Annotated in this window: 11 protein-coding genes; 5 read left to right on the top strand and 6 right to left on the bottom strand. The window is 44.9% G+C overall.

Going from position 1 to position 14,661, the window contains the following annotated elements; all coding sequences use genetic code 11:
- The first annotated feature begins 35 nt into the window (after positions 1-35).
- Entirely contained in the window at positions 36-722 is a 687-nt protein-coding gene (locus L1D15_RS09245; RefSeq protein WP_239875386.1) for a DNA-3-methyladenine glycosylase I, read from the top strand.
- Between the two features lies 1 nt (position 723).
- On the opposite strand, the gene L1D15_RS09240 is transcribed toward L1D15_RS09245, so the two are convergent.
- The gene (locus tag L1D15_RS09240) at positions 724-1,182 is read right to left on the bottom strand and encodes a MarR family transcriptional regulator (RefSeq protein WP_239868324.1); all 459 of its coding nucleotides are present in this window, start codon (positions 1,180-1,182) and stop codon (positions 724-726) included.
- 115 nt (positions 1,183-1,297) lie between these two features.
- Between L1D15_RS09240 and L1D15_RS09235 the strand changes: the two genes are divergently transcribed.
- Complete coding sequence (locus L1D15_RS09235; protein WP_239836648.1) at positions 1,298-1,720, top strand: organic hydroperoxide resistance protein; 423 nt, start codon at positions 1,298-1,300, stop codon at positions 1,718-1,720.
- A 56-nt stretch (positions 1,721-1,776) separates the two neighbouring features.
- Here the strand turns inward: L1D15_RS09235 and metE are convergent, their stop codons facing one another.
- A complete protein-coding gene (gene metE, locus L1D15_RS09230) occupies positions 1,777-4,059 on the bottom strand; it encodes a 5-methyltetrahydropteroyltriglutamate--homocysteine S-methyltransferase (RefSeq protein ID WP_239875385.1) in 2,283 nt (760 codons plus the stop codon).
- A gap of 277 nt (positions 4,060-4,336) precedes the next feature.
- On the opposite strand from metE, the gene metR reads away from it, so the two are divergent.
- A complete protein-coding gene (gene metR / locus L1D15_RS09225) occupies positions 4,337-5,248 on the top strand; it encodes an HTH-type transcriptional regulator MetR (protein ID WP_239875384.1) in 912 nt (303 codons plus the stop codon).
- 29 nt (positions 5,249-5,277) lie between these two features.
- Here metR and L1D15_RS09220 read toward each other — a convergent pair whose 3' ends face one another.
- From L1D15_RS09220 to L1D15_RS09210, 3 genes are all read right to left on the bottom strand, one after another.
- Positions 5,278-5,478 (bottom strand): DUF4250 domain-containing protein, encoded by a 201-nt coding sequence (locus L1D15_RS09220; protein WP_239836651.1) that lies wholly within the window; start codon positions 5,476-5,478, stop codon positions 5,278-5,280.
- Positions 5,479-5,553: 75 nt separating this feature from the next.
- The gene (locus L1D15_RS09215) at positions 5,554-6,234 is read right to left on the bottom strand and encodes a hypothetical protein (protein ID WP_239868314.1); all 681 of its coding nucleotides are present in this window, start codon (positions 6,232-6,234) and stop codon (positions 5,554-5,556) included.
- 117 nt (positions 6,235-6,351) lie between these two features.
- On the bottom strand, positions 6,352-8,826 hold the full coding sequence (locus L1D15_RS09210) for an EAL domain-containing protein (protein ID WP_239875383.1): 2,475 nt from the start codon (positions 8,824-8,826) through the stop codon (positions 6,352-6,354).
- Between the two features lie 212 nt (positions 8,827-9,038).
- Between L1D15_RS09210 and L1D15_RS09205 the strand changes: the two genes are divergently transcribed.
- Together L1D15_RS09205 and L1D15_RS09200 are read left to right on the top strand one after the other, a co-directional pair.
- A complete protein-coding gene (locus tag L1D15_RS09205) occupies positions 9,039-11,318 on the top strand; it encodes a YgiQ family radical SAM protein (RefSeq protein ID WP_239875382.1) in 2,280 nt (759 codons plus the stop codon).
- A 170-nt stretch (positions 11,319-11,488) separates the two neighbouring features.
- The gene (locus L1D15_RS09200; RefSeq protein ID WP_239875381.1) at positions 11,489-13,501 is read left to right on the top strand and encodes a methyl-accepting chemotaxis protein; all 2,013 of its coding nucleotides are present in this window, start codon (positions 11,489-11,491) and stop codon (positions 13,499-13,501) included.
- Positions 13,502-13,551: 50 nt separating this feature from the next.
- Here L1D15_RS09200 and serC read toward each other — a convergent pair whose 3' ends face one another.
- Positions 13,552-14,634 (bottom strand): 3-phosphoserine/phosphohydroxythreonine transaminase, encoded by a 1,083-nt coding sequence (serC, locus tag L1D15_RS09195; RefSeq protein ID WP_239875380.1) that lies wholly within the window; start codon positions 14,632-14,634, stop codon positions 13,552-13,554.
- Positions 14,635-14,661: the final 27 nt, after the last annotated feature.

Raw genomic sequence — 14,661 nt, 5'->3', positions numbered from 1 at the left:
GTTATGATGTGGAAAATTTAAAAAGGGCAACGTGTATGACTGTTGAGAAATTTGAACATATCTATCAGAGAGCGGCACAACGAAAAGGTGGTGAAGAGCAACTGGAAGCCCTACTCTCTACTCCGCTGAGTAAAGAAGAGATCGCTGCTATACCCAACGATCGTTGGCTATCAGCATTCAGTATGAAGGTATTCCAAAGCGGGATCTCATGGAGTGTGGTTCGTAAAAAATGGCCTAACTTTGAAGAAGTTTTCTTCGGTTTTAAAATTGAACCGCTACTGATGTTGTCTGAAGAGCAATGGGATAACAAAGCAGCAGATAAACGTATCATACGCCACCATGCCAAAGTGAAATCCATTTATGCTAACGCGCAAATGATTCATGAAGCGTCACTTGAGCATGGTTCTTTCGGGCAAATGGTCGCAGAGTGGCCCACCGAGACCATCACGGAATTATGGCTTTTTTTGAAGAACAAAGGTCATCGACTTGGAGGAAATACTGGTCCATATAGTCTTCGCCAAATGGGCGTCGATACCTTTATTTTGTCCGGTGACGTTGAAGCTTATCTAAGAAACTGCAAAATCATCGAAGGTGGTAAAGACACTAAACGTTCTTTAGAGGCAGCAAATAAAGCCTTCGCTGAATGGCAACAACAAAGTGGACGCAGCCTGACTCAGATTAGCCAGACGATTGCGTTTAGCACCGGAGACAATCGTGTTTAGCCTAAACTAGGTTCTTCAGCACTTTTTCACATAACTGTTTCAACGTAATCAGTTCATCGAGTTCAAGGTCGATTTTACAGCGCATAGCGTTAGGGACTGACTTGGCGGTTTCTTTCAGTGCTTGACCTGATTTGGTTAGGTTAAGCACTCTCACTCTCTCATCGTCCTGACTTCTTCCCCTTATAACAAACCCTTTTGCTTCTAACCTTTTCAGTAATGGTGTCAACGTGCCTGAATCAAGGTACAGCCTTGTACCTAAGTCCTTTACGCTAGCACCGTCTTTCTCCCATAGCAGCATCATCACTAAATACTGTGAGTAGGTGAGATCCAACTTATCAAGCATGGGACGATACGCGCGGATGACGGCATTAGCAGCACTGTAAAGTGGGAAGCAAAGCTGATTATCGAGAAGCAACTTCTCTTCATCTGTTATGTTGTCTACGTTTTGGCATTCTCTCATTCGACGCTCACAGAAACATTTAAGTTGCGCACAATATAGTTGCATTCCAGACAACTTTCGATCTAACATTGCAAGCAATTAAATTGCACACAATACAAATAGAAGGAAAGATAACATGACAACTCTATACAAAACTTCCGCTAAAGCACTGGCAGGTCGTAACGGCCAAGTTAAAACAGACGATGGTTTACTTGATCTAGAACTGACTTATCCTAAAGAAATGGGCGGTAGTGGTGCAGCGACTAACCCAGAACAACTTTTTGCCGCAGGTTATTCTGCCTGTTTCTCTAATGCCATTTTGCATGTTGCTCGTGAAGCGAAAGTGGCCCTTAGCCAAGCACCTGTCACGGCAGAGGTAGGAATTGGTCCAAATGACAATGGTGGATTTGCACTTACTGTAAGCCTAGCTGCAGAAGTGGACTTACCACAAGAACAAGCTTTGGAGCTCACACGCGTTGCCCATCAGGTATGTCCCTACTCAAACGCGGTCCGTGGTAATGTGGATGTTCAGGTCAGTGTAAATGGTGAGTCGATCTAACCTCAAGATCAAAGATGAAATGCCGACATAAAAGCCGGCATCTCATCTTTGGTGTATTAAGCAAATGCCACTCGTAGCTTTTTCGCCGCCGAAACCATGTTAGCCAGTGACGCTTCGGTTTCTGCCCAGTTTCGTGTCTTCAAACCGCAATCTGGATTCACCCACAAACGGTTTGCCGGTATCTTGTCAGCGGCCTTGTACAACAGGCCTTCAATCCACTCTTCAGTTGGGATATTTGGAGAGTGAATGTCGTAAACGCCAGGGCCAATTTCATTAGGATAGTCAAACTCCTCAAACGCTTTTAGTAACTCCATATTTGAGCGAGAAGTTTCTATCGTAATCACATCCGCATCTAATTCAGCCACGGAATCAATAATCTCATTAAACTCTGAATAGCACATATGTGTATGGATTTGTGTCTCGGGCTTGGCACTGGCTGCAGCGATCTTGAATGCCGCTACCGCCCACTCTAAATATTCTGCATGATCACGTTTTTTAAGTGGCAAGCCTTCTCGAATAGCCGGCTCATCAATCTGGATAATATTGATACCTGCCTCTTGCAGATCAGACACTTCATCACGCAATGCTAGCGCCAATTGATTGGTTATTTCTTTGCGACTGATATCCTCACGAGGGAACGTCCAACAAAGAATTGTCACTGGTCCTGTCAACATCCCTTTCATTTGCTTAGAAGTGAGTGACTGGGCATATGTCGACCATTCAACAGTAATGGGTTTTTCGCGCTCGATATCCGCAACGACTATCGCTGGTTTAACGCATCGTGAGCCGTAGCTCTGTACCCAGCCAAATTTGGTGGTTTGAAACCCTGCTAAGTTCTCGGCAAAATATTCCACCATGTCGTTACGTTCGGCCTCACCATGCACCAGTACATCAAGGTCCAGTGCTTCCTGGCGTTTTACCGCATCTTCGATGTGACCTTTCAAGGCTGTCAAATAGTCTGATTCCGATAGCTGGCCACTACGGTAAGCACTACGCTGAACTCGTATTTCATTCGTTTGTGGAAAAGAACCAATCGTCGTTGTGGGGAACAATGGCAGACCTAATACCGCATTTTGATACTGAGCGCGCTCCTCATAAGGTACACTGCGATCAGACCAAGCTTTTGTTATCTGATTAAGACGCTGCTGAACTTGAGGCTTGTTGACGTGAACGGCATTCTTACGAGCCTGAATTGAAGCACTGTATGTATCGCACGCTAAAATAGCCTGGTGATCACCATCCAAGGCTCTGCCTAATAAGGCCACTTCGGCCACTTTTTGCTTTGCAAAAGCAAACCAACTGCGTACTTCTTCGGTCAACTCAGGTTCAAGATCCAGATCCACAGGGCTATGAAGCAATGAACACGAGCTCGCAACCCATAACCTATCGCCCAGACGCTTTTTCACAGGCTGAAGTCGTGCAAGCTGCGCGCTTAGATCCGCCCGCCAAACATTGCGCCCATTAATAACGCCTGCCGAAAACACCCACTCTTTCGGTAATCGAGAAATGACTTCACTTAACTGTTCTGGGGCTTCTGACAGGTCAACATGCAAACCATCGATCTCTAATTCGACAATCTTGTCCAATGTGTCTTCCACTGAATCAAAGTAGGTCGTTAGCAGTATTTTCACCTCGCCACGAATGACCTGATAAGCAAGCTTGAATGCATCAAGCCAAGGTGCCTCCAACTCTAGTGATAGAATAGGTTCGTCGATCTGCACCCACTCAACCCCTTGGCCTGCTAATTTGGCTAGAATGTTTTGATAAGCGGTAAGAAGACGTGGTAACAGCGTCAAGCGATCAAACCCTTGTTCCACTTCTTTACCAAGGTAGAGATAGCTCAACGGACCTAACAGAACGGGTTTCACATTTTGTCCCGCTTTGATAGCCTCATTAACTTCCTCGAACAGTTGAAGCCAGCTAACTTCAAAGCTATCATCCCGACTAAACTCAGGTACGATGTAATGATAATTGGTGTTAAACCATTTGGTCATATCCGACGCCGCAGATCCGCTACAGCTACAATTTGCCTGAGACTGACCACGTCCAACTTTGAACAAGGTATCCAAATCAGACTCCCCTTCTCGGTGACGTTTAGGCACATGTCCTAGTAATAAGGTCGTGGTCAGAACATGGTCATACCATGCAAAATCACCTGCGGTAACAAAGCTCAGTTCGGCCTCAGATTGTACTTGCCAATTTTTCTTTCGAAGCTGGGCCCCCACTGCTTTGAGCTCAGCTTGGTTAATTTCTCCTCGCCAATATTTCTCCAGTGCAAATTTCAATTCACGCTTTTCGCCGATTCTTGGGTAGCCTAGGATATGAGTCGTCGTCGCCATATTTCTAATCCTTCTTGATTATTAAAGCAATTAGGCCTGTACTGCCTAAACAACAGTAAGGCGTCTAAATGGCTAAACTATCTCGATTAAGACATGAATGAACAACCTCCAATTATTCAAGCTGTTTATTAGAAAACTTCATGTCCGAGACAGCGAATTAGCTCAACTAACGAATTCAATCATTAATATCTTTTTAGACGTCTAGATGTTTACATGCCTATAAAACACAGGTAAGTTAGTTATATTCATCATCAGCGAGCAAGATTGAAGGGATTTCATGATTGAGATTAAGCATCTGAAAACATTAGCCACATTGCGGGACACTGGCTCTTTGACTGCCACTGCAACAACGCTACACCTGACTCAGTCAGCCCTGTCTCATCAAATAAAAGATCTAGAAGCTCGTATTGGTGGTCAGCTTTTTCTGCGTAAGACTCGTCCTGTGAGATTTACCTCTGAAGGCGAAATCCTTCTTAGCTTGGCAGATGAAGTGCTACCACGCATTGCCAGAGCGGAAAATGAATTAGCCAGTTTGAAAGAGGACGTTAACGGACGTTTGCATATGGCTATCGAATGCCACTCCTGTTTTCAGTGGCTAATGCCTGCGCTAAGAGAATATCAAGTGGCTTGGCCAAGTGTGACTCTAGATTTCTCATCTGGATTTGGTTTTGAGCCTCTACCGGCGCTGATGAATGGCGAGTTGGACTTGGTGATCACCTCTGATATTCAACCAAGATCAGAAGTCCATTATGAGCCTCTCTTTGATTTTGAAATGCGCTTAGTTACCGCAACCACCCACCCACTGGCATCAAAAACCTCTATTGAACCGGAAGATTTAGCCAATGAGACCATGTTGTCCTACCCAGTTCAAAAGAACCGACTTGACGTGGTGAAACACTTTCTACAGCCCGCAGGCATTGAGCCCGCCAAATGGAAACAAGCAGACAACACACTGATGCTAGTACAAATGGTGTCTGCCGGTTTAGGAGTAGCCGCTTTACCTAACTGGGCAATAAGCGAGTTCTCCCGTCAAGGCTTGATTACCAGTCTCTCTTTTGGCGATGGGTTGTGGCGACGTCTGTTCGCTGCAACACGAAATTCGGACAAAGACAAACGCTACCTTCAAGCCTTTTTTAATACTGCCAGACAACAATCAAAAAGCCATTTAGAAGGGATAAAAACGGTATAAAAAAGGAGGCATCAGCCTCCTGTTTCATTCTATCTATCGTAAGATTTAAACTGATTGGTGAGCGGATCATATTGATAACCCAATATATCCAATTTACCCACCACTGTTTCGACATCCATTTCATACATGGTCACGAGTTCTTCAAAGCTATCGCACTCGAGTCTCAGCTTTTCATTAACAATGCCAAGTAAAATCGCACTGTCTAACCGACCTACATGAGTCATATCCATAACCACGCTCCTGTGTTGACCATCTATATCAAGCGTAGCGTCAAATCTTCAAATTAACAGTGAGAGATTTCTCTTCTAAAGAACAAACAAGCCTTGATTGAACGTCATTGCCGAGATAAGAGTTAATAATGCAATCGCCAACTGAGCCTTATGTACCGTCTTTGACATAATGATATGCCAGCACCAGATAAGAACTGAAGTAATGAGCAGTGCAAACCCAATCAATAGTGGCTGAGTAGCTTGAGCAAGAATGGCTTCATCTAGGCCAAAGGCTTTAAGCAAAATCGCTAAACTCATCAGCATTGCTGAGAGCACACCAGTCACCGGCAGAATACGGTGAAAAGCTTGTAAACGCGTTCTCGCTACGGTGAGGAGCAAGTGAGCAAACAGCGCACCTAAAAGTATGATTTGAATAAACACACTCAGGCTAGCCGCAAGATCGGATTGCTCTCCAATACCAATAGCAACATAGGCAAGTGCCAAACCATTAGCAAGGTACATAACCCACATTGGCCCTTGTACTCGCGTTTTTTTGGTTTGAACTTGAGAGTAGAAGTATGCAATGGCAAACACAATCATCATGGCTTCAATTTTCAATGAAGCAACAGCCAGCCACATAATTGCGAGCACAGGAAGGACCTTATGAATACGGCCTCTCTGACCTGGGCAGATATCACCCTTGACCAAAATGAGCGTCAAAATGAATTGAGCACCTAAAAGCATAGGAGCAAACACTGCTAACAATTGCTGAACCATGATGTCTGATATCGCTGTAATTTCTGATGGGTGCGGATAATAACAGACTTGCTAAGGCCAATTCCACCAGCGATTCATATTTAAAAATTTGCAAAGCTCATCCCTAAATAAACTCGTCTAAGGCTTAGATTTACAACTCAATAAATACTGCATAACTCTTTCATGTTCGACGATACCTTTGAATCGTGATTCATCATCAACCAGCACCCAGGGCAGCGGCACTCTTGCCATTAAGTCTTCCAATTCCATTAATGGTGTATGCCAAGACAGTAGTGATTCCGGTGTAGACATTATACGGTGAGCAGACTTATGCCACATCGTGTGCTCTTTACTGGTCTCATGATCTGTTCCCATATTCGGCGTCAAATGCAAATTCATTGCAGCTCTGCTAATAATGCCCACGCAATGATGTGATTCAATAACAGGCAAAACATTGATCGTTTCCGTTTTAAAATAAGTGTAAATAAGGGACAGAGGTTCGCCCGGGTCAAGATGTGGTAACTGAGGTGTTATCAACTCTAATAACGTACCGGTTTTAGCATTTGACATACTTTGAGTTGACGGTAAAACACAGTAATGACTCACCGATCGTAGATCTTTTATTGGCAATGGCTTCGAGAAGAAGTAACCCTGAATGCAATCAACGCCTAAATTACGTAATGTTGTATACTCACTTTCGGTTTCAACACCTTCAGCCACCACTTTTAGCCTGAGTTTTTGGGCTAACTGAATGATGGTATTCACGACATGATATTGCCGACTGCCAAAGCAAATATCTTGAACAAAGCTTCGATCAATTTTCAGTACATCAAAATAGTTTCGATTAAGATAATCGAAAGACGCGCACCCAGTACCAAAATCGTCAACCGCAATGGAGACGCCTGCTTTTCGAATCGCTGCCAGTAACTGCTCTTGATAACTGCCGCCACCAAAATACGCACTTTCGGTGAACTCAATCGTCAGCATGTTTGGTTTAATTCCGCTTTCATCGATGAGCTGGGCACAGTGACGAAGGATTTCGACAATGTCTTGTTTAGAATTGAATGAACGATTAACAGACAGCCCAATGTCCTCGCCAAACAATTGCTGCAGTTCCGGCAATGCCGACATAGCTTTTCGATTGACAACATCATCCAATCGGACAATTAGATCAAGATCTTCAACGACATTGATCAACTCCTGCGTTGAGGCGCTGGCAGTGTCACTTTCAGGAAAGCGACACAAGGCCTCAAATTTATCAATTCTTCCTTTTTTGATATTAACAATCGGTTGGTAAAAAACATCTATTGTCTCTTCCAATATGGCTTGTTCAACCCAGCTTTCCAGCCGTTTCTTACGCTCCACTTGTTCATGAAGTTCACGGTCATAAAACCTCACTCTTTTATTTTCGCCTGAGTGCAACTCCAGCAAAGCTTGCAATGCGTGCGAGAGTAATCCCTTGGGCGATTTCGCATCAGAATGCAACACAGAGACGCCGGTGAGGCCAAATCTAAGTGCTTGTGCAACAGGCGCTTGAGCATGCTTAAAACTGTGAAAAAAAGCTTTTATTAACTTTCGGATAGAGCGGATACTCTCACTCCCCTGCTTCATACTCGCTTTTAGCGTAACGGCAAACCGGCTATCACCAACATAACTAGCAGACGAGACTAGCGAATTTTCAGCAATATAACTGGCAAATTGACGTTTGACTTCCTGCTCATTCTCCAAAGAAAATTGTGGTTGCAATGCCAACATGATCAACAAATCTTCACATTGGCTGTCAGCGTAGTCTTGCTCGAGCTGCTCTAAAAAGCGTTCACGCGATGGCAGTTGCGTCAGTAAATCTACACCGCCAGTTTCTCTGCCATCAATCCGCTGAAGCTGATTCGATAAGTCTGCACAAAACCCCAGTAAATACGACTCGCCGTTCCCGGGTTCAATCTTGTGAATTGTCAGTTCTTGAGGCAGTACAGAATCATCAGCCTTTCTTGTCAGCATAGGACCACTCCAATGCCCATGTTGTTCTATGCTTTGCCAAAGCTCACGGTAATAATCATCACTGAGTTTCCCTACATTCAAAATATTCGTTTTTAGACCAAGGATATCCTCAAGCCTATGGCCCGTTATACGCTCGAAATGACGATTGCAAGCTAGAATTCGAGTCTCTGAGTCCGTTACGACCACACCATGATGCCTATTCTCAAACACAGAATAGAAAATATCGGCTGCCACCATCCGTGATGAAATGACCAAACAAGGTGCAACAACCCCTTTCAGTAAAAACTCACTTTCAGCTTTGATAATGAACTCTACATAAGTAAAGAGGCTATTGGGCGTCAGTAAACAACAGGGAAAGGAATGGGCTTTGTTGGTGGTTAATGCGGTTTTAAACATGGTGCGAGCCATACGGCGTTGAGCGGTAGGCAATAGCTTAAGTAGTTCCTTAGCCGAAATGGTGAGCTTGTCACAACCGAATAATTGCTTCATCGCTTCTGGCTCACAGCTAAATTCCTGAGTCACAAGGTCCAACTGCCAAGCGTACGTTTTGTACTTTCGCTGGCGAGTAGGCGCGACCAGCTCCTTCACAGCGGTACCAGAATCAACCTCATACATAAGCGCCCACCTCAAGTTTAGTGCTCATCACTACTCTATAATACTAGTCCCATATGGCACCGTAATCTGTTATATAGCCAACACATCTAATAACAACGTGATGCATAACTAACCGAGAGACACTTAAACATGCAAAACCTAGGGATATGTTGAGGTAGATACTCCGCTCGCAAGCCGCTATAATTCGCGCTCCCTGGAACAGAGAACAAAATATGTACAGCAATATCACCCCTATTCATGAGCACAAAAAATACTGGGCAGAATGCTTCGGTAATGCCCCTTTCCTACCGACAAGTCGCAAGGAAATGGATGCCCTAGGATGGGACAGCTGTGACATTATTATCGTAACTGGCGATGCTTACGTTGATCACCCCAGCTTTGGCATGGCGATCATTGGCCGCTTGCTAGAAGCACAGGGATTTCGAGTCGGCATTATTGCGCAGCCTGAATGGCAAAACAAAGATGCCTTTACTCAACTGGGTAGGCCAAACCTGTTCTTTGGTATTACTGCAGGCAACATGGACTCAATGATCAACCGATACACCGCTGATCGTAAACTACGCCATGACGATGCTTATACCCCTAATAATGAAGGGGGAAAACGTCCAGACCGTGCAACGCTGGTTTATTCTCAGCGTTGTAGAGAAGCCTACAAAGGGGTGCCGATTGTTCTCGGAGGAATCGAAGCCAGTTTGCGCCGTTTGGCCCACTACGATTATTGGTCAGACAAAGTTCGCCGCTCTATTCTGTTTGATGCCAAAGCGGATATATTGCTGTTTGGTAATGCTGAACGTGCTTTGGTTGAGGTCGCACATCGACTGGCTGACGGCGAAGATATTGGTAATATGACCAACATTCGCGGCACGGTAGTGAGCCTCCCAGCAGCGCCAGAAGGCTACAAGATCATTGACTCTTCACGCATTGAGAAACCACGTAAAGAGGCCTTCATACCGCCCAATCCATATGCCGTCGAAGAACAATGTGACACTAAAGCAAAAGCAGAAGAACAAACAGCGAAGCCAATCACTATTCGTCCATCACGTCATGATGCAGCAACCACGGCAGTGCGCATTCCACACTTTGAAAAGCTGAATAATGACCGAATTCTCTATGCTCACGCCAGCCGTATTATGCACCTTGAAACCAACCCTTACTCGGGGCGTGCATTGATTCAGCGTCATGGTGATCGTGAACTTTGGGTTAACCAAGCTCCGATTCCTCTTTCAACGGAAGAAATGGATTACGTTTTCGGCCTGCCTTACGCCCGTGTACCGCACCCGAAATATGGTAAAGCAAAGATTCCGGCCTACGACATGATCAAAACCTCCGTGAACATCATGCGTGGCTGTTTTGGTGGCTGTTCTTTCTGTTCTATTACTGAGCACGAAGGTCGTATCATCCAAAACCGTTCTCAAGAGTCGATCATAAACGAGCTTGAAGAGATCCGAGACAAAGTACCAGGCTTCACTGGTACTATTTCCGATCTTGGTGGTCCAACTGCAAACATGTATCGACTCGGCTGTAGCGATCCGAAAGCTGAAGCAAACTGTCGCCGTCCATCGTGTGTTTTCCCTGGGATCTGTAACAAGCTGAATACCGACCACAAGCACACTATCGATCTGTATCGCGCAGCACGTAAAGTGGATGGTGTAAAAAAAGTAATGATAGCTTCTGGCGTTCGTTACGATTTGGCCATCGAGTCACCAGAATACGTTAAAGAGTTAGTTACTCACCATGTTGGCGGTTACTTGAAGATAGCGCCTGAGCACACAGAAAAAGGTCCGCTTGATCTGATGATGAAGCCGGGCATGGGCACTTACGATCGTTTCAAAGAAATGTTCGAAAAGTACAGTGCTGAAGCAGGTAAGAAGCAGTACCTGATCCCTTACTTTATCTCTGCACATCCGGGTACCGAAGATGAAGATATGCTGAACTTGGCTCTGTGGCTGAAGAAAAACGACTTCGAGTGCGATCAAGTACAAAACTTCTACCCATCACCTATGTGTAATGCCACCTCTATGTATTATTCAGAAACGAACCCGCTTAAGCGAGTGAAATACAAACAGCGTGAGGAAGTGCCAGTAGCGAAAGGAGAGCGCCAACGCCGATTACATAAAGCCCTACTTCGCTACCATGATCCCGCTAACTGGCCTTTGATCCGCGAGGCATTGATCAGCATGGGCAAAAAACACCTGATAGGCGACAAACCAAGCTGTCTAGTCCCAGCAGAAGACAATGAAGCCCTGACTCCCGCACAGCGAAGAAAATCTGGTCGTCATGGCTCGAATCGATTCGCAACCAAACACACCAAGAGCCAGCCAGGTTTTGAAAAGATGAACGGCTCTGGTAACAAAAAGCCAAACAATAGCCGCAACTCAGGCAATGGTGGAAAACCAACAGGTGGTCGAAATGGTAAGCCGGGCAGTCAAGTTAACAGTAAGCCACCAGCGGGCGGGAAACCTTCGGCAGGTCGCAAACCTAAACGTCGATAAGCAAACCACTTTAACACATTTTAAAATCGCAGCTTAGGCTGCGATTTTTTATGACACCCAATCAACATCATGCCGATAATTATCACCGAATTTGTCAATTATTTTTGCACCTTAAGTCATAAGCTCCATACTTAGTTCATTGGAATCCAACTCCCGATGGAGAGATATAGATGAATGTTCGTCTGTCCCATGCCCTCTACATGGGCTTTTCAATTATCATCATTACGACCCTAATATTAGCTTTCGTCGTCTGGTCTCTAGTTAATAAATCCGCCACTATTTCAGAAGATATAGAATCAGATGATGTTCCCGGTGTACTTGCGTATTTCAACGTCTTGGATGAGATAGGTGATCTTCAAACCAACGCTCTGGAATATCTTAATGGAGATGCTGGTCAGCGTAACGCATTTGAAGTGAATGCCAGCGAGTTTCAGCAGCACTACTCTCGACTCCGCTCTCTAGAATCAGCGAAAGCGTCTGACGTCAAAAAAATGGACCGTATCATAGGACTGGCTAACCAATACATAGATCAAGTGAAGCAAGGTGTTTTCACCAAATACAACCCCGCCGATGAGCAACAAGCCATTCAAAAAATAAACCAATTAACCAAAAATGTAGGGGCTCCACTGGAGGATTTACTCAATCAATTGGCTGAAAAACGCTTTACCGAAGCCTACAGTAGTACCGATCTTAACCGCTCTCTCAATCAAGATTTGCCGAGTATTCGCTATTACCTTGAGCTCGTTGACGAAGCAGGCGATATGATTGCAACTCTCAATGCTTATATCATGGGTGATCCGACTGCTCGTGAGACATTTAATGATGATGCTGGCTCCTTTGCTGGCTATCTTGATAGGCTTCGCCCTCTGGAACCAGACCAACAAGCTTCAAGCCAAATCGACGATGTCGAACAATATTACTACGACATTATTCGTACCGCTCAGGAAGTATTTGAAGGCTATAATCCATCTGGAAAAATGTCTGCAAATCAATTGGTAAGGGAACTAAAACAATCTATTATCCTACCACTCGAAAAAGTACTTAACACCTCAGCCACTGAAGAAACCAGTGACTCTATACAAGCTCTCGCAGAACTGAATGGCAACATGTCGACAATTATCTTCTGGCTAACCGTCAATGTCATTGTGGTATTAGTCGTCGGCATTGTTGTCGCTTGGGGGCTTTCGAATATCATACGTCAGAGACTGGATGTGATTGCCGCCAAAGCGAAATCTATTGCCGATGGCGATTTGTCAGAGCCACCCATCAACGAAACCAACAAGGATGAACTGGGCGAACTCGCTCGTGCTATTGATGCTATGCAACAATCTCTCAGACGTGTGCTTTCCAACATCACCAATGTCGCCTCCGAAGTGGCCAGCAACACTCAGATGGTAGATGACACAAGCAAACAGGTTGCTTCAGGTATTAAAGAGCAAGCAGACAAAGCGACATTAATCGCCAGTGCCGTTGAAGAAATGACGGTGACAGTTAATCAAGTTGCCGATCAAAGTAGCGATGCGGCTGAAAGTTCTAAGCAAGCGGGAGAAGAAGCCACCAGTGGCGGAAAACTAATGCAAGAAACCGTTCACGGTATGAACCGTATTTCGGAAGTCGTGAATGAAACTGCGGAGACGATCGATAGTCTAGGCAAGCGAGGAGAAGAGATTGGCAATGTGATCCAAGTGATCAACGATATTGCTGAACAAACCAATTTGCTGGCACTAAACGCTGCGATAGAGGCAGCTCGTGCAGGTGAGTTAGGCCGGGGGTTCGCCGTCGTCGCTGATGAGGTCCGAGGGCTCGCGGAAAGAACCTCGAAAGCAACCGAAGAAGTAGGTGGTTTGATTTCTTCCATTCAGAATGAGACCCGCCAGGCAGTCTCTAGAATGAGTGAAGGCACTCAACTGGTCGCTGAGGGAGTTACTTTATCGAACTCTGCGGGTGATGCTCTGACACAAATTGTTTCGAGAGCCCAAGATGTCAATCAAATGATCGATATGATTGCCACAGCAGGTAATGAACAAGCCACCGCTGCGCAAGAAATATCACGTGATATCAACGCCATTAGCCAAATTGCAGGTAATTCCGTTCGGACGACTCAAGATGGTGAGCAGGCCGTTAGTCAGCTGTATAGAAAAGTCGAAGAACTAGAGCAAGTCGTGGCGAGATTCCGACTTTAAGCCATAAAAAAGGCTTAGCCATTGTGGCTAAGCCTTTGTCTATTTATGAGTTAAGCGTTCTCTGCTTCAAACTCTTTCATAAACTCAACCAACGCTTTAACCCCTTCAACGGGCATCGCGTTATAAATCGAAGCACGCATACCTCCCACAGCACGGTGGCCTTTCAACGAAACAAGGCCTTTTTCCGCGGCCAGCTCTAAGAACATGCTGTCTAATTCTGGTTTTGCTAACTGAAAAGGTACATTCATTCGGGAGCGGTTCTGAGCATGGACATCATTTTTATAAAAATCCGAACTATCAATGTAATTGTACAAGATCGCGGCTTTCTCACGGTTAACCTGCTCCATCGCTGCAACACCACCCTGTTCTTTCAGCCATTTGAACACCAAGCCTGACAGATACCATGCGAAAGTTGGGGGCGTATTAAACATTGAATCTTTTTCAGCTAAAATTTTATAACTGATAAAACTCGGTAAAAGATCGTGGGCAAGATCGAGTAAGTCATCGCGAACTATGGCAATACAAATCCCTGCCGGACCAATGTTCTTTTGCGCACCGGCATAAATAACACCATATTGAGAAACATCTATTTCTCGTGACAATATGTTAGATGACATATCCGCAACGATAGGTTTGTCGGTCTTTGGCAAATCTGAGATTTCAATACCATCGATCGTCTCGTTTGGACAAAAGTGCACATAAGCTGATTGAGGGTCAATTTGCCATTCAATAGGGTCTGTAACCGTTAGTTTGCCATCTTTTGTCGTTTTGGCATTAAAAACATCAACTTCGCAGTATTTTTCTGCTTCTTTGATCGCACTTTCCGCCCAGTAACCTGCATTGATATATGTCGCTTTCTTAGCACTCCCTAAAAGGTTCAGAGGAACCGCTGCAAACTGAGCACGAGCCCCACCTTGACAGAATAAGACTTTATAGTTGTCAGGGACATTCAGTAGGTCGCGTAGATCTTGCTCTGCTTCTTCTGCTACCTTAATGAATTCTTTACTTCTATGACTAATTTCCATCACAGAGGTGCCAAGTCCATTCCATTCAACGAATTCAGCTTGTGCTTTTTCCATTACAGCTCTAGGTAGACCAGCAGGCCCAGCACTAAAGTTATAAACATTGTCCATTTCGAGGTTCCTTGCTCATACTTCAAT

This window comes from Vibrio sp. Isolate25 (assembly GCF_022398025.1).
GTDB classification, from domain to species: domain Bacteria; phylum Pseudomonadota; class Gammaproteobacteria; order Enterobacterales; family Vibrionaceae; genus Vibrio; species Vibrio coralliilyticus_A.
Note: the sequence above shows the minus strand (reverse complement) of the source record. Positions and strands in the feature narration are given on the sequence as shown.